The sequence below is a fragment of the Flavobacteriaceae bacterium genome (assembly GCA_014075215.1).
Lineage (GTDB): Bacteria > Bacteroidota > Bacteroidia > Flavobacteriales > Flavobacteriaceae > Polaribacter.
The window spans coordinates 1372369-1394221 of sequence record CP046177.1 but is presented as its reverse complement, the minus strand read 5'-3'; the positions used below and the strand labels follow the sequence as shown (position 1 = coordinate 1394221).

Below are 21853 nucleotides of genomic sequence, written 5' to 3'. Positions count from 1 at the left end.
ACCTGTTCTTATTAGTACAATTGTATTTTTTCAGTTTGCCGGTAAGAGTTTAAGAAATAAATCAGCTCAAAAATTTATAAAATGAAAAACTTTCATAAGGTCGTCCAAAAAGTAATTTTTAGACGACCTTTTTAGTTTAAGGGATTAAAAAATTAGTTTATTTAAAACCCAGCAAACTGTTTTTCAACTTCCTTTGGTGATGCAAAATAGGCTTGCTTTACTTGCGCGGACATACTGTCCGGGAAAATATCTTCCTCGCCCTTAGCAAGTTGCTCTACAACATTCTTAGCTAATAATTCCGGTGTGTCTTTAGGCACACCTTCAAAATCTTTGGTCATATCCGTATCAATAGGCCCAGGATAAATACCTACAACTAAAACTGGTGAATCTGATAATTCGCCACGTAAACCTTGAATCATACTATGCACAGCTGCTTTAGATGCTGAGTATCCATTGGCAACAGGCATGTTTCCTAATCCTACTACAGACGAAACGGTGGCAATAGCTGCGTTATCATTTTTTTCAATAATTGGCAAAAAAGCTTGTGTTAATCGGGCAACACCTAATACATTTACCTCAAAATTCTGTAACATTGTTTCCAGCATATTTTCTGCTTTGTAGTTACCCGTAATCAAAACACCGGCATTGTTAATTAATACATTAACATCTGATGCCTCTTGAACTACAGCTCTTATTGAAGTCTCACTGGTTACATCTAGTTGCACCGGGATTAACCTGTCACCATATTGTTCTTTTAAACCAGCAAGGCTTTCGGGTTTTCTTCCGCCAGCATAAACTTTTACAGCACCATTGTTTAATAATTCTTCGGTAATAGCCTTACCAATACCACGATTTGCGCCACTTACTAAGGCAATTGTTTTTTTAATAGAGATTTTGTTTTTCAATTGTGAACTTTTTGTTATTAAAATTATGTTTTTAGCTATTAAGCTCTTATTGAGAATTCTTTATAGTAAAACCTTACAATATTGCCATCTTTTGATGACGGGAAAGGTAAAAACTTTTCTTGTACTATTCACTTTACAAATAACATTTTTTGTGTTAAAAACACATTTCGCATTTTCCTTGAATTAATATTTGTGAGGCTGTTACTTCCCGATTAGGAATTTCAGGAATATGCACTTCAACAGATAAGCAATCAATTTTACCACAATCAACACATTGAAAATGAGGATGTATATCAGTATGTTCAAACTTTGAACAATCCTTACATTTTGCATACCATTTAATGCCATTAGTACCTAAAAATGAGTGTAAAACACCATCATCTTCTAATTTATCCAACACACGGTATATAGTAGTTTTGTTTACCTTTGAATTGAGTCTTTTTATGAGTTCAATAACAGAAATGGCACTTGTTTCATTTTGAAACTCATTCAACAACATTGCTACCGATTGTGTTTTTCTAATGATTCCCATAGTACAAATTTATTACAACTTGGTTGTAATAACAAATTTAATTATTATATTTGCAACTTACTTGCATTAATTTAAAATACGAGTGAAATTAACCTTAAATAGTCCTGATACTTTTGGAACTTTAGCGAGTGTACTTTGTGTAGTACACTGTTTAGCTACACCCTTACTCTTTTTGGTTCATAGTTGCTCAATAAGTCATTGTAAGACAACACCTGTTTGGTGGAAAAGTTTAGATTATTTTTTCTTAACAATTTCGTTTTTTGCCATATATCGCTCTGCCCAAACCACATCCAAAAATTTTATGAAATATGCTTTATGGACAAGTTGGGCCATACTATTTATTCTAATTATTAATGAAAAAATGCAATGGGCTTCTATAACGGAAATTGCTACTTATTGCACAGCGTTTACATTGGCAGGATTGCATATATATAATTTGAATTATTGCCAATGTAAAACAGATAATTGTTGTACCAAAAATGAATAAAAACCAGATTGAAATAATTGACGATAACCATATTCCTACAAGTGTAGAAACTCCATTACGTTCTGATGCCTTTAAAAAATCGGATGATGAAAAAATAAAAACGATTCAACATCATTTTGGAAAAATTACGGAAGAGTTAGGGCTCGATTTATCGGACGATAGTCTTTCCGGAACACCATATCGTTTTGCTAAAATGTATGTAAAAAACTCTTTTACGGCTTAAACCCAAAAAACAAACCAACACTTTCTACTTTCGAGAATAAGTATGGTTACAAAAAAATGCTGGTTGAACAAAATATTACTATTGATTCAGCAGGGTAAACGCATTAAAGTTAACATGTTTTTAATCAATACTTTATGATTTTTTGATCCAAGTTAACCTGTAATTATTTTCAAAAAAATGAATAATCATTAAAGGTAAGTTTAAAAAATTACGAATAAAATCCATTATTAAATGTCAATTCTTTAATGAAAAATTAGTTTTACTGATATATTCATAAAAGTTTAATGCGTTTGCCCTGATTGATTCAGCTTGTGAGCATCATTTTTTGCCTATAATAGGCTATGTGCACATTGCTTATTTACCTAAAGAAAAAGTCATTGGGTTATCAAAAATAAATCGCTTAGTAGATTACTATGCACATCGTCTATAAGTTCAGGAACGGTTGTCTTTACAAATCATTAAAGATTTACAAAATGTATTAGAAACAAAAGATGTAATTGTTATGGTTGTTGCTAAGCATTTATGTGTTTCATCAAGAGGAATTAAAAAAGATCAAAATAGCTTTACTACCACCTTAGAATACGGTGGATGTTTTCAAAATGAAACTATTCGAAAAGAGTTTTTGAACATTGTAAACAATCAAAAAATAGAAAAATGATTGATAAAAAACTCCCTGTAACCTATAGTAAAATTTATAATAGATATAACGACAGTTTAGTAAATATTTATCCTGATTTACTTTGTTTAGAGAAGCATTATTTGAACTAAGAACCAATGGAATACAGTAGAAGAAAGTTCATTTCTTTTTTAGGAAAAGCTAGTTTAGGAGTCGTAATAGCACCATCTCTTTTGATGGGTTGTAAAGGTACACTATCCAACGAGCGGTTACAACAATTGAAAGACCTCGTTTTACAAAACTTATCACCTTCCAGCAAAGATGACTTACAGCTGGTAAACGGTTTGGGTTATCACGTAGTTGTAAAATGGGGCGATAAGATTAGCGATCAAGATACTTTTGGTTTTAATAATGATTTCACTTGTTTTATTCCTTTTGATAAAAACAATCCCAAAGATGGCTTATTGTGGGTAAATCACGAATATGTAAACCCTCTATTTGTTTCAGATTATGACTTTAGAAACCCTAAATTAAAACGAACCAAATCACAGGTGGATAAAGAAATGTTATAATGTAGGAGGAAGCATTGTACGTATTAAAGAAGAAAACGGAAAATAGACAGTAGTCAAAAATGACCCGCACAACAGGCGAATAACAGCTCAAACGCCTATTCAACTCAATTGGGATACACCAATACATGGAAAAAATACTGTAATGAGTACCCTTGCTAATTGTTCGGGCGGAATTACACCATGGAATACATTTTTAACTTGTGAGGAAAATTACGATGGCTTTTATGGCGAAACAGTTTATGACGAAAATAATCAACCGAAGCATATACCCAGTTACTATTACGGTTGGGAAAAATTCTATAACTATCCGCCTGAACATTACGGTTGGGTAGTAGAAGTAAATCCAAAAGATGGAACAGCACAAAAGCATATTGCTTTGGGAAGATTTGCCCACGAATGTTGTACATTATATGAATTAAATGATAAGAGGATAGTAGCTTATACAGGAGATGATAAAAATGATGAGTATTTATATAAATTCATTTCTTCCAAACCATAATCTTTAAAAGAAGGTACATTATACGTAGCTGATATTATTAATGGAAAGTGGGTAGCTTTAGATTGGAAAAGTCAACCGGTTTTGAAAAATAAATTCAAAGACCAGACCGAAGTGCTAATCAGAACAAGAGACACTGCAAAATTATTAGGTGCTACACCATTAAATCGCCCTGAAGATATTGAAATAGACCCTATAACAGGAAATATCTTTGTGTCATCAACAAATAATACTGATAAGGAGGATTATCATGTATCTATTTTAAAAATTGAAGAAACAGGCAAAGCTTTTGATACACTGGCCTTTAAAGCTTCTACATACAAAGCTGGCGGTGAAGAAAATGGTTTTTCTTGTCCTGATAATCTAGCTTTTGACTTGGCTGGAAACCTGTGGATAACTTCAGATATGTCAGGTAGTAAAATGAACAAAGAAAATAGTCCTTATCTACCATTTAAAAACAATAGGAGACCTTTGCAAAATAGTGATACATTCCGTATTTGAATTGATTTGACTTCAAATTTCTTCCTTCTCGAAAATTTTAAATCCTCAAAACCGTCAGGTTACTCCGGTTCAAAATTTTCTTCGGGCGTCGAACTTTTTTGTCAAATCAATTCTGCAAAGGTCTCAATAGCTTATTTGTAATTCTCAGATAGCAGGGAAGGTAATTCGGGTAGCATCAGCACCAAGAGATGCCGAGCTCACGGGGCCATGGTTTTCACCGGACGGAAAAACTTTATTTTTAAGTGTTCAACATCCGGGCGAACAAACAAAAGATATAAACAATCCAACAAGTCGTTGGCCTCTTGATAAAGATAATATTCCCAAGCCTTCTGTTGTTGCCATAACAGGAGATTTAATTGAGAAGATGAACAATATGTTATAAGTACATACATCAAGTACCTATGAAACATAACCTTACAGAAAAGATGCGTCAAATGAAAAAGGAAGTAATGAAGCTACAGATGCGACTTTTACAATCTTGCCCGTCTCTCCTCTAAAGAGTACTGCTATAGGTTCTTTTTGATTTATTTCATATTCTAACAGCGTTTGCCTGCAACCTCCGCAAGGGCTAACAGGCTTATTTACAGCTGTATTTAATGAAGTAGCTGTAATGGCTATTTTTTTAATTTTTATATTAGGATAATCAGTGCCTGCTTTCCATACAGCCACCCTTTCCGCACACATCCCGGAAGGGTATGCTGCGTTTTCTTGATTGCTTCCTGTTATGATTTGATTATTTTCTAATAACAATGCAGTTCCTACTTTAAATTTTGAATAAGGAGCATAGGCTTTTTTAGTCGCTTTTAATGCTTCTGTTAATAAATTTCGCTCTTGTCCCGATAGTTCGAAAAGTTCATCGTAAATAATAGCAGGCGGAGATATGGTCATTTTTTTCATTCCATACGTTGAACTCGTTTATACTTTTTCATTTGTTGATTATCCTTTACTACTCCTGATAGTGTGGATAAATATTCAATGGATTATTAAAAAATTGAAAGATTTCCATAATGTTTTCATAATTCTTCTTACGCCATCTTAACTTTTATTTTTCCTAAAAATACAGTTTAAATGAGTTCATTAAGAAATCTCGAAAGTATTAATAATCTTCATAAATTTCTCCTAAGTCAAAAGACAATGAAAAGCGCAATGAGTTTTCTAACGGGTTGTTTACATCGGAAGCATTAATTAAATAGGATAAATCTATATTCAATGCATTGGTTTTAAAACCGGCTCCTAATGTATAGTATTGGCGGTTTCCTTTTACTTCGCTTTCATGAAAATATCCTGCTCTCAGAGCAAATGCATTGTTATATAGATATTCGGCTCCCAAAGCGTAGGTAATTTCTTTTAACTCTTCACTAAAACCTCCCGGGGCATCTCCAAAAGATTGAAAGATTCCCGATACCCACCCCACATTATCGTCCTGACCGGCTATAATAGCTCCTGTACTATCTCTGGTAGGAGGTGTGGGTACTAATAGCTTGGTAAACTCTACATTTACACCAATCAAATTATAATCATCTAAAATAAAATCAAAACCACTGCCTAATTTAAGGTTGGTTGGTATAAAATCTTCTTGCCCCGGTACGTAAGAAACTTTGGGGCCTATATTTGCTATATTGAATCCGAACCTGTAACGCCCGTTAAACGTCCCGTAGTTTTCTTCTTCCGACTGATAGTACCCGGAAACATCTACGCCGAAAGAATTGATAGGTTGTATGTTAGATGTAGTTCCCGTGAATGCCAAATTGGATCTAAAGTACCTTAAACTTACCCCCATAGAGAATGTCTCACTTAACTTTAGGGCATACGTTCCGGATATGGTGAGTTCATTAGGATTAATAGTTCCGGTAGGATTTCCCTGGTTATCTGTTAAATCTACCTGCCCCAGAGAGAAATATCTAAACTCGCCCCCCCAGGCAGCATTTTCGCTAAATCTGTTAATATATGAAGCACCTCCAATAAAAATATCATCTGTCAAGTTACGCAGCCAAGGAGAATAATTGAAACCAATTTGTATTTGTCTTGAACTAAAAGCAATTTTAGAAGGGTTGTGAAATAATGAGTTTGCGTCTGCAGATGTAGATACTCCTACATCTCCCATTCCACCGGCCCTGGCGTCAGGTACAATTAATAAAAAGGGCGTTGCGGTTGTAATCGCATTGGTTGTTTGTGCACTTGCTTTTGACAAGAATAAAGCCCCAATGATCAGATAAAATCCTAATGTTCTCATATTTTTAGTTTTGTTTCATTTTTACAAATATCCAAATAATTTATTTATTGCAGTATGACTAATTTTTCGTATTTCTGGGAAACCAGATTACTAATGGTTGATCTGACCATAAGTTTGTATATATACACTCCTTTTCCAATTTTGTTTCCAAAATCGTCTAAACCATTCCAGGTAATATTTCTTGAGAGGTGTCCTGTAGTTTGTACACTTTGATTAATGGTTTTTACCAATTTTCCGGAAACTGTAAACACTTGTACCTGAACTTCTAAAGGTTCATTAGGTTTGTTATGATTGAACCAAAACTCCGTGTAATTGACAAAAGGGTTTGGGTAGTTTAACACATTCTCCAAATTTAAAATAGCATCGCTTACTACTACGAAGTTCAACGTTGCTTCCGAAGAATTATTGTAGGTATCCCATGCTTTTAATTTCAGGGTATGTGGGCCTACTGTCAAATTTCTTAACCTGTGGGTAACTCTTCCTTTGGTAAAATCATTTAATTCCGTTTCATAAAAGTCGTTTAATATGATAGGGTTGGATTCATCTCCGTCTAAAATAGCCACAATATCGTGATCTACTGACGTGATAGATGTATTGATTCCGCTTTCATCTGATAATAATGCGATTAAATTGGGCGAAGTATTTGTATTTCCGCCATCTATAAACGATTCGTCATTCATAAACAATTGTATTTCGGGGCCTGTATTGTCAGCAGGGGCATTTTCATTAATCCCGCCCACCACAACATCCAGGTTATATCCTGCTTTGTCAATTTGCTGGTCAGTAGCATAAAAACTCAATTTCCCTTTTCCGTAAGCTATCCTAATATCCTTGGGCACAATAAAATCAAAATTAAATACGCCATTTTCTACGCTTGCCTTTCCTGTAAATAGTTTGCTTTCCTGCGAATCAAAAGTGACAGATATCCCAAAACCATCATTATCCAGTGTTCTTTTATCTACGGGTTTATCATATACCGTTGTAGATAATGTGCCGTTAAAATTTGGTAGAACCGTATTGGTATTGTCCGTAACGATTCCTTCAAAACGTACTCTTGACAGTGCTTTTAGTGTATCCAAAGATTGAGAAACATCTATTCCATTCATTTTGGTAATGAGAATATTTGATGATGGAATGGCTAATTTCATTGCCGGGTCTCCCAAATAATAAATAAAGAATTTCTGTTCGCTTGAAGTAAATTCATTTTTTGTTTTTGCCAAAGCTTCTGCAATGGTCAGGTCTTCACCTTCAAATTCCAGTAAAATACGAATTAAATCTTCATTAAAATTCTGTCCCACAGTGATAAAGACCTCTCTGGTGGTGGTTATCATACTTACTGCCCCTCCTTGGCTATTTTTAAAGGTCAATTCTCCTGCTGTTTCTCTGTTCGGGTTGTCAAACCTTGTAAATTCGCATGTAATGGTAATGAGTAAAGGAAGTGTATTTTCATTTAAAAATGATTGAATTTGCGGCCTGTCCAGAATTCTTTCCGAAGCAAATCCGTCTTCTCCTCCATGTCCAAAATAATCGAGTAATAAAGTACCTTTCTCAAAGCTGTTTGTAATGGCAAGGTTTACATCGGGGTATCTTTCGCCTCCGGAAGATGTTTGCTGAGTAAATGCATCTGCATATATCTTATTAACATTAAATACGGGTTTGTATCTCTTTATGGAATCTGCAATTTTTTCTACACCTGATTGTATTGCTATATCCGAATTGGCATCAATATCGTCGGAAAGCAGAGTGATCACATTTCTCCAGTCTCCCAAAGATTGTTGTCCGTAGTAGCTGATTATTTTATTTACTGCCTCTCTGGCTTCCTGTATGGTAGTTACCGGAATTCTACCTGTGGCTATATCTACGGTATGTGCACTGACCATAGTACCTTCATTTGGATCTAACATTGCAAAGAAATCATCCGATACATAGGAGGTAGCTAAATTAAAACTCTCTATAGCCTCATAAACCGGTACTATATTATTATTATTTACAATCCTGTCTTTGTAGTCATAAGAGCTATCTCCAAAAAAGCATACGTATTTTAATTTTTTATCTGCGGCTGTATTCGTATCGTAAAGTCTTTTTATAAAATCTCTAATTCCCGTGATGTCTTTTGAGCCCGATGAAAATTCGTTATATATTTCGTCTAACAGTACTACTTTTGTCGTATAATTAGAATTGGTTTCATGATAACTGGCCAATCTCTGCGCCTCGGAAGAAAGTTCACTATTGGTTATGATCAAATAGTTAATATCCTGTAATGCATGTAAATTCTGGTTGGCAATATTTCCATTAGTTACGGCTTCGGGTGTATAGAAATCGGATTGATTTAACAATATATATTCCTTGAGCAGGCCGCCATTTTCTTTAAATGTAAAATTTGTTGCCGCAGATTGGTTTTCTATCATTCTCGGGTTGATGTGGTCCGATACATCCCAAATTTGAAAAATATTTGCAGCGTTGTTAATTTGATATTCTACGACATTACCACCGGCATTTGCAGCATCAAAGCTTCTAAAGGCAAATTGTTGTTGATTTGCGATTAAATTCTTTTTTCCTTTAATTTCTATATAATCCAAATACGCTCTTGCAGAGGGGTTTCCGTTATTATTATAGGTAATCGTAACCGATATATTTTCGTTTGTATTCGCAATGGTAGTTGTTCTGTCTCCTGCACGCGCTAATGTCAAACCCGAGACCGGTGCATAATTTAAGCTATATACATTCTGGCCATTTACGCTTACATCCATGGAAGAAGCCAGGGCTGATGCGGCAACACCTCTTACTTTTACCGTTATGCTTTCATTTTGAACCACATTTGGAAAGGGAATGACAAAAGTTCGCTCATGCTCTACATTAAAGTCTTCTCCGAACCATTGTCTTCCGATTGCAAATAAATTTACATTTTCTTTTTCGTAAAAAATATAGTCATCAAAAGTAGTTACTTGCAGTGTGGTCGGTTCGGTTACAGGGGTTGCAGTAGTGATTCTTTTTCCGTCCGTATCATCGACTTTAATAAAGTAATATGCTTTATCAGAATAGATATTTTGCCTGTGTGCGGCTGAGTTAGAGGCAGGGTTTACTACCCAGTCATGGGGTCCTTTTGCATAAAACAATATATAATCGGTATTGTCAAAAACTCCATCGGCTTCTCCTGCTACATAAATAGCATTTTCTTGTAGGGAATCGTATCTGAAATCGCTGTTTCGTTCGGGTAACAGGTTTCCTCCGTTGCCGTAAATATGTATTTTCCTGGGGTCCAAATTATTGAGAGAAACGCCTATTTGTGCCAGTAAATTTCTATCTATTCTAAATACGCCTGTCGTATCTACTGAGAATTTATACCAGTTTCCCTGTGACAATACACTATCCGAATTTTGAGAATATACAGCCGATGTTATTAAAAAAATAATACCCAATAGTAATCTTTCTTTCATCTATTTAAGTTTAATTGTTTTTTCATCTATCAGATATAATTTACTATGAAATAGCTTTTGTTGGTATCAAAAATTGTTCTAATTCATTTTACAATGAGTTCGACATATCAAATAACGAAAATTAAAAATAAATATTTTAATCTATATGATGTCAGGTATACTAAAATTCAAATAGCATCGTTAGATAGTAAAATCGGTGAGTAATCATCAGGTTATTAAAAAGTTTAAATGTTATTGTTTAATTTTATTTTTGTTGTAAATTGCGAGGCTGAATAAGAACCCTATTATTTTTAAATAGAATATGAAAAACCTATTAAAAGTTACTGTTTTTTTAACGATAGTTACACTGGTAGCCAGCTGTAATCAGAGTAAAAGTAAGTCTTCCTTGACAGGTTGGAATTTTAATGATCCGAAATATGGTAATTACTTAAACGGAGGTTCTTTTAAAGGCCAAAAAACTCCTGACGGTATGGTTGCCATAGAAGGGGGTACATTTACAATGGGTCAGGTGCAAGATGATGTGATGTTTGATTGGAATACTACTCCAAGACAAATGCATGTTCGTTCGTTTTATTTGGACGAGGCGGAAGTAACCAATGAAGAATACCATTTATACTTACAGGTTATCAGACAGGTTTTCCCTCCGGAAGAAGAGCAATACAAACATGTTTACAAAGCAGCATTACCAGATACTTTAGTGTGGAGAAAAAGTTTAGGTAATACGGAATTGTTAATTGAAAACTACCTAAGGCATCCTGCATATAAAGATTATCCCGTAGTAGGTGTGAGTTGGCTACAAGCTGCACAATATTGTAAGTGGAGAACAAATGCGGTCAATATGAAAATACTTATTGATAAAGGGGTATTAAGCAATGTTTTAGCTACGGATACCATTCGAAATTTTTTTGATACCGATGTGTATCTAGAAGATCCTTATGCATTATTTAACGGAGATTCTGCAGTATATAAAAAAGGGTTGCCTGTTAAGAAAATAAGAAAAAAGGGAGAGTCAAGACCTAAAAAAGGATCTTTCACAGGAAGGCAGGTAACTTCTTTTGACGGAATTCTTACTCAAAAGTTTAGATTACCCACTGAAGCGGAATGGGAGTATGCTGCAAAGGCTACTATAGAAAACAGAGAATATAATATTGTAAGGGGTAGAAAAAAATATGCCTGGAACGGTAGGTATACCAGAGATAAGTCTACGAGATACAAAGGAGATCAACTAGCTAATTTTAAACAAGGTAATGGAGATTATAGTGGCGTTGCCGGTTGGAGTTCCGATGGTTCGGACATTCCTATCAAAGTGAAATCTTACCCTCCAAATGCGTTTGGCTTATATGATATGTCGGGTAATGTTTCCGAATGGGTATCTGATGTATACAGACAAATTATTGATAGCGAAGCTAATGATTTTAACTATTTCAGAGGAAATTATTATACAAAGAGATTTATTGATAAAGACGGTAAAGTTGTATTTGTAGGAGGAGAAGGCACTCCAAAAATATCCTATGACACTTTACCAAACGGAAAAATTGTCCCTAATGAGATTCCGGGAACAATTAAATACATACCTATTACCAAAGAAGATGCTTATTTTAGTAGAGATTACAGTTCTGCCGATAATCTAAGTAAAAACGATGGTGATGAATTTTCATCTAAAGATTATGATTTAAATGGCCAGGATATACTTAGCCGGCCAAGAATGTATAACTCTCCTCTTAAGCCGGAGATAAAAATAGATTCCGTAACAGGACAGATGATTGCAAAATATGATGATGCAAAACGCTATACTCTTATTAGTGACGAGTCCAGAGTGTATAAAGGCGGATCTTGGAATGATCGTGAATATTGGTTAGATCCTTCTCAAAGAAGATTTATGTTAGAATATATGGCTACTTACGATATTGGGTTTAGGTGCGCAACTGACGTTGTCGGACCTTTATCATACAAAAAAAGAAGAGCCAGGAATCCGGCAAGATAAAATTACAGAACTTTAAAATGAGTTCCGGTAAAACCTCGTTGTTCTCCAATGAGGTTTTTTTATATTTATCAGATGACTATAGAAAATTTATACGCTTTATATACTCAGCATTATAAAGTTGATACCGATACTCGGAAAATTAGAAAAAACAGTATCTATTTTGCCTTAAAGGGTGAGAATTTTAACGGAAATACTTTTGCTGAAGAAGCTCTGAAAAAAGGGGCTAACTATAGCATAGTAGATGAAAAAAAGTATGTGACAAATAATGCTATCATTCTTGTTGATAATGTACTATCTACGCTACAAGAATTAGCTAAATATCATCGAGAACACATTACATTTCCAATTATCGGATTGACGGGTAGTAATGGTAAAACCACTACAAAAGAACTTATCAATTGTGCGTTGAGTAAAAAATTTAAAACTACTGCTACGAAGGGTAATCTCAATAATCACATTGGAGTTCCGCTGACTATTTTATCTTTTCATAAGGAAACCGAGTTTGGTATTGTAGAAATGGGGGCAAATCATCTAAAAGAGATTGAATTTCTTTGTACTGTAGCACAGCCTGATTACGGGTATATAACCAATTTTGGAAAAGCACATTTAGAGGGGTTCGGCGGAGTTGAAGGTGTTATTAAAGGAAAATCCGAATTGTATAAGTATCTCAAAAATTATCATAAAAAAGCTTTTGTAAATCAAAATGATGCCAAACAGGTTGTATTGACTCAAGATATGGATACTATATTTTTTTCAGAGCGCATTCGACTCATTACTTCTCATCCTTTTCTGGAGGTAGCCATTGATGATTTGAGTATAAAAACACACCTTACAGGGGCTTACAATTTTAGCAATATTTCCTGTGCTATTTCAGTCGGGCAGTATTTTGGAGTAACTCATTTAGATATAAAAGATGCCATAGCATCCTATATTCCGGCAAATAACAGGTCTCAAATGATTAAAACTTCTACAAATACCATCATTTTAGATGCTTATAATGCAAACCCTACAAGTGTTGAAGCGGCCTTGCAAAGCTTTCGATCTCTAAATGCAGATAAAAAAGTATTAATTTTAGGAGATATGTTTGAACTTGGTAAAGAGGCTACTTTTGAGCATCAAAAAATGGCTGATTTGGCTATCGCTCTTAATTTCAAACATATTTATTTGGTAGGTGAACATTATTTTAAAACCCGAACCTCTACCTATAAATTCAAATTTTATGCTGATCTAAAAAATCATATTACCAATAACCCTATCAATAATGCAACAATATTAATAAAAGGTTCCAGAGGGATGGCTTTAGAAAGGTTATTAACTATTTTTAATTAATGTGCTTTTTATGAAATTCGAGTAAATTATCTATAGGCCTTTGAATGACACCTGCAATTTCCAAATTATTTTTTTTGGCGATTTTTTCCAAAATATCACTAAAATAAAAAGCGATAGATCCTATAAAATAAACCGGTACTTTTCTTTCGGACTGTAATGGTAAAATTCGGTATCTAAAAAATTCTTGAAATCCTTTTTTAATAACCTTCTTAACGTATTTATCTTCCTTAAACTCAAACATAAATTTTGCAAAAGTTGCTAAATACATATTAGGGTTTGGCTGTCGATACAGATTAAACTTAATAAAGTCTGCTTCTAAGTTATACTGCTTTTCAAATACCAAAGCAATTTTTTCAGGCATTTTTTCATAGTAATAATCACGAATTAATTGTTTTCCAAAATAATTTCCACTGGCTTCATCCATCAAGCTATAGCCTAGTGAAGGAAATTTCATGTGCATTTCCTTACCGTCAAAATAACAACTGTTAGAGCCGGTTCCCAAAATGCAAACTATTGCCGGTTTACTACCTGAAGTGGCATACACTGCCGCCAACATATCTTCCGAAATTGATATTTTTGCGTTCGTAAAAATGGATTCCATCACTTCTTTGAGGATGGCAACCGGTTTGAGGGTTCCGCAACCCGCTCCATAAAAATGAATCTCTTCAACTTCTTCCTTAATATTAACCAGCTGGAACATATTCACTATTCTATTGGTAAGTTCTTCCTGAGAAACGACGGCCGGATTTAAACCCAAAGTGCGTACTCTGAACACTTCATTTTTTGATTTGTCCAAGGCAATCCAATCAGCTTTTGTAGAGCCTCCGTCTGCAATTAGTATCATCGCTATTTATTTAAAAATTAGTCAAATATATCATAACCTTTTCTGATGTACAATAAATTAAATTTTCTCAATCGTTTTCGTTTGAAAATTTTTAAAAAATGTAAATTTGTGTAAAATTTATTTTGTGTTTTTTAAAAAGAAAATACTTCCTGTTACTCATCTGTTTGATGATACATTTGTAGATATACATTCTCACCTTCTTCCGAGTGTAGATGACGGTGCGGAAGATATAAATGACGCTATGGAGCTCATCTCCGGAATGTCTTCTTACGGAATTAAAAATTTTATTACTACTCCGCATGTTTTAGGTGATTTGTATCCAAATGCTACAAAAGTTATTAAAAGCAAGCTTAAGGAGGTACAAACTGAATTAAAAAATAGAGGGTTTTATGATATTTCTTTTAGAGCTGCTGCTGAGTATATGTTGGATGAGCAGTTTTCTATCAGGCTACAGAATAATGACATTCTTACTTTAAAAGATAATTACATCTTAGTTGAAATGTCTTTTTTTAGTCCGCCTATAAACCTGTATGAAATACTTTTTGATATCCATATAAAAGGATACAAACCTGTTTTAGCACATCCTGAGCGATACGTTTTTTTTCACAGTGATGTAAATAACTACTATAAACTCAAGAAAGCAGGTTGTTTGTTTCAGTTAAATTTCTTGTCACTGACTGACCATTATGGGAAGGATATCCGAAAAGCATGTGAAAAGTTGCTCAAATTAGGATTGTATGATTTTGTTGGAACAGATATACATCACTCTAAACATCTCAAGCTTTTGAAATTGATTGTAACAGAGAAAAATAAGAAAAAACTGAAGCTATTATTGACTAATAATTCCAAGTTTTTTAGCAATTGATTTAAAACTCTTTTATAGAACTCATCTTGATTTTTTGGATACATTCAGGAATAACTTATTTAATTCTTATTGCGGACTTGTACCATTAATTATTTTTTGAGGTGCTTCATTTTCAATTAGCTTGATAAAGGTATTCCGAGTGAGAAAAAAAATGTACATTTGAGCCATACAACCGGCCGAATGGTTAGAAATTTCTTACTGACAAAGCTAAATAAACATTCATCAAAATGGGTGGTACTCATTATTGATCTTATTTTGGTTGTACTATCTTTTATATTTGCTTATTTCATTCGATTTGATGCTACTTTTAACTTCGATAAAGAAAAATTAGCATACCAAATACCATTTATTACCATCTTCAGCCTGACCTCATTTTTAGCTGTCGGATCCTATAAAGGAATTATAAGGCGTACCGGTACAAGAGATGCTTATAATGTTCTTATAGGGACTTTATTAATATCTACTATTACCTTAGGCGTCGTTCTTTTTGCCAGAATTTTTAATATTTTTGAAAATTACATGCCTCCGATTTCGGTGGTCATTATTCATTACTTGATAAATATCTTTGTGCTAATATTATCCAGATTTATTTTTAAAGCACTGTATGAGATGATCTCTAACAAATTTATAGATACTATTAATGTACTTATCTACGGAGCCGGAGATTCAGGAATGATCACCTATGGGGCAATTAGGAAATCCAGAGCTGCAAATTATAATGTAGTTGGTTTTATAGATGATGATGAAAATAAAAGAGGAAAAAAAATTAATCAGGTAAAAATTTACCAACCAAGTGAAATAAATGAATCTTTTATTACGAGAAATAGTTTGAAAGAGGTTATTATTTCGATTCAAAATATAAGTTCTAATAATCTTTTAGAAATCACAAATTCGCTTATAGAAAAAGGCTTGGAAATTAAAATTGTTCCTCCATTGGCAAAATGGATTGGGGGCGATTTAGAAATAAGTCAAATTAAGCAAATCAGAATTGAAGACTTATTAGATAGAGCACCTATTAAAATCATTAATCCGGTTGTAGAAAGAGAGGTTAATGGCAAAAAAGTTTTAATAACCGGTGCTGCAGGATCTATTGGTTCGGAAATTACCAGGCAACTGGCTAATTATAGGTGTAAACAATTAATTCTTTTAGATCAGGCTGAATCTTCTTTATACGACTTACAGCAAGAATTAAAAGAGTTAAAAATTAATATCATTAGTATTGTTGCTACTATTTGTGAAGAAAATAGAATGGATGAAATTTTTGAGATGTATCGGCCTCAAAAAGTTTTTCACGCTGCTGCTTATAAACATGTCCCTCTTATGGAAGATAATCCATATGAAGCTATTAAAACAAATGTTTTTGGAACTAAAATTATCGCTGACTTATCTCTTAAATATAAGGTAGATAGGTTTGTAATGATTTCTACGGATAAAGCAGTGAATCCAACAAATATTATGGGAGCTTCTAAAAGAATTGCTGAGCTATACATTAGTTGTTTGAGTAAGAGTAGTAAAAAAACCAGGTATACTACCACAAGATTTGGAAATGTTTTAGGGTCTAACGGCTCGGTTATTCCTTTGTTTAAAAAGCAAATTTTAAATGGCGGTCCGTTGACACTGACACATAAAGAAATTACCAGATATTTTATGACAATCCCTGAAGCTTGTAGTTTGGTTTTAGAAGCCGGAACTATGGGCAAAGGAGGGGATATATATATATTTGACATGGGTAAAGCAGTTAAAATATATGATATTGCTAAAAAAATGATTCAATTATCGGGATTGCGTTATCCTGAAGATATTGATATTAAAGTAACAGGATTAAGGCCGGGAGAAAAACTATATGAAGAATTGCTTTCTGATGAGGAAAAGACAAAACCTACTTACCATGAAAAAATCATGATAGCTAAGGCAAAAGAAATAAATTGTCCGGATACTAAATTTAATATAGAAAAACTTTGTAAAGAAAATAATTATAATAGCAATCATAATAACGTACTGTTAATGAAAGCAATTGCTCCGGAATTTATATCCAATAATTCGATATACGAAAAATTGGATACTAAAGTTTCTTTGGATTAATTTGAATAATGTATTTTCGTGGTTATATTATATATTCAAAGTATTTAATGAAAAAAATATATTTTTGTCTAAGTCTATTTTTTTTTATAGCTGTTTCTTGTGTGTCCAAAAAAAAGATTACCTATTTTCAAAACGACACAATAGATCAATCTAAGGTATCTAACAATTACAAAACTATCTTCAAGCCAGATGATCTCTTGCAGATCACGATATCAGCGTTAGATATAGATGCCGTTAAGCCTTTTAATTTAGCGGCAATTGCTTTTTCTGCTACCAGTAGTACTAGTGGAGCTAGCCAGCAACAAACCTATTTAATTGATTCAAAAGGTGAAATTAATTTTCCTGTTCTAGGAAAACTCAAAATTGGCGGGCTTACCAGAGAAGAAGCGATTCTTTTGTTTAAAAAGAAGCTAGACCCAGATTATGTGAAAAACCCCACTATAAATATTAAAATAACAAATTTCAAAATAACTGTTTTAGGAGATGTTAGAACTCCCGGAACATATACAGTACCTAATGAAAGGATAACCGTACTTGAAGCAATTGGGTTAGCAGGTGATTTGAATATTTCGGGAGAAAGAAGTAATATTCTTTTAACGAGAGAAGAAAATGGTAAAAAGAATTTTTATACAATAGATTTATTGTCCAGTAATACATTTACCTCACCTGTATATTATCTCCAACAAAATGATGTTATATATGTAGATCCGAATAAAGCCAAAGCGCAATCAGCAGCGACTAATCAAAACACAAGTCTGTTTATATCATTAGGTTCTATTATTATTTCTTTAATTACTGTTTTTTTAACAAGATAGTCAAATGCAAGATAATCAACATCACATTGCAAATTCTTTTGATAAAGATGACAGCTTGAATATTCGTGTTGAAATTGAAAAATATGTAAGCCATTGGAAGTGGTTTTTCCTTGGAGGAATTTTATCATTAGGAATAGCATTTTTGTATTTAAGATATGTCACACCTTTATATAGTGCTTCAGCATCAATTTTAATTAAGGATAATAAAAAATCAGGGCTGTCTACGGAATTAGAAGCATTTAAAGATTTGGGAATTGTTGGTGGAGCATCAGCAAATAATCCGGATAATGAAATTGAAATTTTAAAATCCAGAAAAATTGTTGGGAAAGTTGTAGATATGCTTGAACTGGATGTGAATTACTATGTTACAGGCAGAGTAATAGAAAGTGAAGTATACAAAAATTCTTCTCCGGTTAAAATTGACTTTATAGAAAAGAACTCTCGGTTTCAAAGAAAAGATACTGTAATTAATATTAAAATTATTAATGATTTAAGTTACGAGTTTATTAATTTAAATGGGGAAGTAACATCATCACATACATTTGGTGAAATTGTAAATAATAAATTAGGAATATTCAAATTACTGAAAAATAAATCAAAAAGAAGGTTTCACTCAGAAGTTATTGTAAGAATATCGCCAAAATACAGAATCGTAGACAGATATCGATCCAGGGTAAATATTTACCCTGTAAATAAAAATTCGAGTGTATTAATACTAGCATTAGAAGATCCTGTTAAAGAGAAAGCAGAAGATATCATTGACGAGTTGGTTAAGCAATACAATACAGATGCCATAAATGATAAAAACCAAGTATCTGAAAAAACCAAAGAGTTTATAAGTCACAGGCTAGAGAAAGTTGAAAACGATCTATATATTATTGATAAAGAAGTAAAAGATTTTAAAACAAATAAAGATTTTTCAGGGCTTACATCCGTAGCTCAATTGGCTTTTGAATCTTTAAGAGAAACCAATCAAAAAATTACAGAAGCTAAAATTAATTTAAGTTGGGCAGAAGAAATTGAGAACGTTTTAAAAAAAGAGTCAGAGAAAAATGAGATTTTACCTGCTAGCTTAGGTCTTAAGGATGAAGGGGCAACATCAGCTATTGCTAATTACAATAATCTGGTTCTTCAAATAAAAAAAACCAGAAGAAATGCAGGAGAAAGGAATCCGGTTTTGATTCAATTGGAGAATAACAAAGAAAGCTTAAAATCAAGTTTAATAGGGAGCTTAGCTAATGTATCTAATTCTTTAAAAAACCAAATTAATGAGCTAAATAAAGAACAATCTAAAGTTCTCGATAGAGTCAGAGCCTTCCCGTCAAAAGAACAGGGTTTTATAGACATAGCCAGGCAACAAGAAATTATCAGTAGCTTGTATCAATATTTGCTAAGAAAAAAAGAAGAAATAGATATTTCTTTAGCTGTAACAGTACCCAATGCTAAAATTATTGACAGTGCATACGGTACCAATTCATCTGTTTATCCTAATAGAAAAATGATCTATATGATAGCTCTGTTGTTAGGATTGTTAATCCCTTTTATAATCATATATCTCTTAGATTTATTAGATACTAAAATTCACAATAAACAGGATATTGAATCAGAAATATCAATACCATTTATAGGCGATGTACCGAAATCTACTAGTAGTAAAGAAAAAATTGTTGTTGGGAATAATGTGCGTTCCGGTACAGCTGAGGCTTTCCGCTTAATCCGAACAAATTTAGATTTTATGTTGGCTAGTAATAGAAAACAAAGCAAAACTATTTTTGTTACTTCTACAATAAACGGTGAAGGAAAATCATTTATCTCACTTAATTTAGCTGCTACTTTAGCATTATCCAAAAAGAAGGTGTTACTAATAGGAATGGATTTAAGAGCACCCAAAGTAAAGGAATATTTAGAAATTCCGGATAGAAAGGGAATTACAAATTATATTACGGATGAAAATTTGAATTTGGACGAATTGATTTTCTCAGTTCCAAAAATTAAAGATTTAGATATTATCGCATCCGGTGTTATTCCTCCCAATCCGGCAGAATTATTAATGACTGAAAGAGTAGAAAATTTATTTACAATTGTTAAAGAAGAGTATGATATAGTAATCGTAGATACCGCTCCGGTCAATTTAGTAACTGATACACTGCTAATAGGTAAATATGCAGACATGTTTATGTATGTAGTAAGAGCTAATTATCTGGATAAAAGACTATTAATCGTCCCCCAAGAATTATATAATAAAAAGAAATTTCCAAATATGGCGATTGTCCTTAATGATACAAACCCAAGGCGTAGTTATGGATATGGGGGTTATGGGTATGGAGGTTACGGATACGGGTATTTAACAGTAAAAGAACCTTGGTATAAGAGAATATTTAAAATATAACTAAATCAAAATAAATTGTTATAATCTAGCATATAATACCATTTGTACTTTGATTTTACCCGAAAAAATAATACTTTTTTTTCAGTAATAATACCATTTAGACTTTAAATTTACTCAAATAAAGAACAGCCATTTTTTGATTAGGTAAAAAAGAAAAGGTAAACATAGCAGGGCTACGGTTTAATTTTATTTTGAAGCATAAGCGAAAAAGGGCCATTGTTAGTGGGTAAATTTAAGTCAGAAATAGTATAACAAGGCATTTCATAAACTTTAAACTTGGAACTTTCAAAATTTAAACGGTATAAAAAGTTGCACCTAGACTATAACCAAATTTTCACCTATGTGTCCACATTTTTCCTCAATTGAGGTTTATGACTAATGCTTAGATTATGATGAAATTCTCCTCTATTTAGATAGGAAGGGAAATAACCCTTTTAAAATCCGGTCTTTTTCTTCTTTTGTTAAATTTGAACCAGAAGGTAGGCACAAACCATTTTCAAATAGTTTTTCTGCAACATTATTACCGTAATAGTCAGCATTTTTAAAAATAGGTTGTAAATGCATGGGCTTCCATAAAGGCCTGGATTCTATATTTTCTTTATCCAATGCAAGTCGAACTTCTTTCCTATTGAATCCGGTCTTTTTTTCATCTATAATCATACAACTTAACCAGTAGTTAGAAAAATAATCTCGATTTGGCTCAGAAAATACATATACTCCATCAATACTTCTAAAAAGCTGCTTATAAAACTTGTTATTGTTTTTTCTTAATGCTATATGTTTATCTAGAACCTCCATTTGACCTCTTCCAATTCCTGCAACTATATTGCTCATTCTATAGTTGTAACCAATTACAGAATGTTGGTAATGCGGTGCATTGTCTCTGGCTTGAGTGGATAGAAAAATAGCTTGGTTTTTTTCTTCAATGGTTTTGCAAACCAAAGCTCCGCCGCCTGAAGTAGTGATAATTTTATTTCCATTGAATGATAGAATTCCAAAATCCCCAAAGGTCCCACACCTTCTACCCTTATAAGTTGAACCCAGAGCTTCTGCTGCATCTTCTATAAGAGCAATATTATATTTATTTGTTACCTTTTGTATTTCATCTATTTTAGCTGGCATTCCATAGAGGTGAACAAGAATAACAGCTTTTGGTTTTTTTCCTTTTGCAATTTTATCTTCTATAGCAATTTCCAAATACTCCGGACACATATTCCATGTCTCCGGTTCACTATCAATAAAAACCGGATTGGCTCCTTGATAAACAATTGGATTGGCTGATGCAGAAAATGTAAAACTTTGACATAGTACATCATCACCTCTTTCAACTCCCGATAGTATAAGGGCTAGGTGTATTGCTGCTGTTCCCGAAGACAAGCAAGCTATATTTGATTTTTGGCCTATATATCTTTCCAAGTCGCTTTCAAATCCTGAGACATTAGGTCCTAAGGGAGCTAGCCAATTTGTTTTAAATGCCTCTTCTATATATTTTAATTCATTCCCTCCCATATGAGGCGATGATAACCAGATTTTGGGTTTCATT

At 33.2% G+C, this 21853-nt stretch carries 14 protein-coding genes and 4 pseudogenes; 11 read left to right on the top strand and 7 right to left on the bottom strand.

All coding sequences use genetic code 11. The annotated features are described in order from the left end of the window. Positions 1-161: 161 nt before the first annotated feature. Both GKR88_07005 and GKR88_07000 read right to left on the bottom strand, forming a co-directional pair. Positions 162-962, bottom strand: a complete 801-nt coding sequence (locus GKR88_07005; GenBank protein QMU64061.1) for an SDR family NAD(P)-dependent oxidoreductase — start codon at positions 960-962, stop codon at positions 162-164. Between the two features lie 97 nt (positions 963-1059). After that, positions 1060-1437, bottom strand: coding sequence for a transcriptional regulator (locus tag GKR88_07000; protein QMU64060.1), 378 nt, complete (start codon positions 1435-1437; stop codon positions 1060-1062). Between the two features lie 82 nt (positions 1438-1519). Between GKR88_07000 and GKR88_06995 the strand changes: the two genes are divergently transcribed. The 5 genes and pseudogenes from GKR88_06995 to GKR88_06975 all read left to right on the top strand — a co-directional run bounded on the left by GKR88_06995 (position 1520) and on the right by GKR88_06975 (position 4714). Further along, positions 1520-1924, top strand: coding sequence for a MerC family mercury resistance protein (locus tag GKR88_06995; GenBank protein ID QMU64059.1), 405 nt, complete (start codon positions 1520-1522; stop codon positions 1922-1924). Further along, positions 1917-2239: pseudogene (locus GKR88_06990) on the top strand (GTP cyclohydrolase I FolE). The gene GKR88_06995 and the pseudogene GKR88_06990 overlap by 8 nt, the downstream one beginning before the upstream one ends. A 206-nt stretch (positions 2240-2445) precedes the next feature. Further along, positions 2446-2805: pseudogene (locus GKR88_06985) on the top strand (GTP cyclohydrolase I FolE). A gap of 116 nt (positions 2806-2921) precedes the next feature. Then, a pseudogene (locus GKR88_06980) lies at positions 2922-4332 on the top strand (DUF839 domain-containing protein). Between the two features lie 151 nt (positions 4333-4483). Then, a pseudogene (locus GKR88_06975) lies at positions 4484-4714 on the top strand (DUF839 domain-containing protein). Between the two features lie 32 nt (positions 4715-4746). On the opposite strand, the gene cdd reads toward GKR88_06975, so the two are convergent. The 3 genes from cdd to porU all read right to left on the bottom strand — a co-directional run bounded on the left by cdd (position 4747) and on the right by porU (position 10002). Next, entirely contained in the window at positions 4747-5229 is a 483-nt protein-coding gene (gene cdd / locus GKR88_06970) for a cytidine deaminase (GenBank protein QMU64058.1), read from the bottom strand. A gap of 199 nt (positions 5230-5428) precedes the next feature. Further along, complete coding sequence (gene porV, locus GKR88_06965; GenBank protein QMU64057.1) at positions 5429-6565, bottom strand: type IX secretion system outer membrane channel protein PorV; 1137 nt, start codon at positions 6563-6565, stop codon at positions 5429-5431. A gap of 44 nt (positions 6566-6609) precedes the next feature. Further along, complete coding sequence (gene porU / locus GKR88_06960; GenBank protein QMU64056.1) at positions 6610-10002, bottom strand: type IX secretion system sortase PorU; 3393 nt, start codon at positions 10000-10002, stop codon at positions 6610-6612. A gap of 301 nt (positions 10003-10303) precedes the next feature. Between porU and gldJ the strand changes: the two genes are divergently transcribed. Next, positions 10304-11986 carry a gliding motility lipoprotein GldJ gene (gldJ, locus tag GKR88_06955; protein ID QMU64055.1) on the top strand — a complete coding sequence of 561 codons (1683 nt, stop codon included), beginning with the start codon at positions 10304-10306 and terminating at the stop codon, positions 11984-11986. Positions 11987-12058: 72 nt separating this feature from the next. After that, positions 12059-13315 (top strand): UDP-N-acetylmuramoyl-tripeptide--D-alanyl-D-alanine ligase, encoded by a 1257-nt coding sequence (gene murF / locus GKR88_06950; protein ID QMU66661.1) that lies wholly within the window; start codon positions 12059-12061, stop codon positions 13313-13315. On the opposite strand, the gene GKR88_06945 is transcribed toward murF, so the two are convergent. Continuing rightward, positions 13308-14159 carry an N-acetylglucosamine kinase gene (locus GKR88_06945; protein QMU64054.1) on the bottom strand — a complete coding sequence of 284 codons (852 nt, stop codon included), beginning with the start codon at positions 14157-14159 and terminating at the stop codon, positions 13308-13310. The genes murF and GKR88_06945 overlap by 8 nt on opposite strands. A gap of 124 nt (positions 14160-14283) precedes the next feature. Here GKR88_06945 and GKR88_06940 point away from each other — a divergent pair, with 124 nt between their 5' ends. The 4 genes from GKR88_06940 (at position 14284) to GKR88_06925 (ending at position 20310) form a co-directional block, all read left to right on the top strand. Beyond that, a complete protein-coding gene (locus tag GKR88_06940) occupies positions 14284-15024 on the top strand; it encodes a histidinol phosphatase (GenBank protein QMU66660.1) in 741 nt (246 codons plus the stop codon). Between the two features lie 180 nt (positions 15025-15204). After that, positions 15205-17106: an NAD-dependent epimerase/dehydratase family protein gene (locus GKR88_06935; protein ID QMU64053.1), complete on the top strand. Its 1902-nt coding sequence runs from the start codon at positions 15205-15207 to the stop codon at positions 17104-17106. 8 nt (positions 17107-17114) lie between these two features. Continuing rightward, positions 17115-17921: a polysaccharide export protein gene (locus GKR88_06930; protein QMU64052.1), complete on the top strand. Its 807-nt coding sequence runs from the start codon at positions 17115-17117 to the stop codon at positions 17919-17921. 4 nt (positions 17922-17925) lie between these two features. Further along, positions 17926-20310: a polysaccharide biosynthesis tyrosine autokinase gene (locus GKR88_06925; protein ID QMU64051.1), complete on the top strand. Its 2385-nt coding sequence runs from the start codon at positions 17926-17928 to the stop codon at positions 20308-20310. A 405-nt stretch (positions 20311-20715) separates the two neighbouring features. On the opposite strand, the gene GKR88_06920 is transcribed toward GKR88_06925, so the two are convergent. Continuing rightward, entirely contained in the window at positions 20716-21852 is a 1137-nt protein-coding gene (locus GKR88_06920) for an aminotransferase class I/II-fold pyridoxal phosphate-dependent enzyme (protein ID QMU64050.1), read from the bottom strand. Between the last annotated feature and the right edge of the window lies 1 nt (position 21853).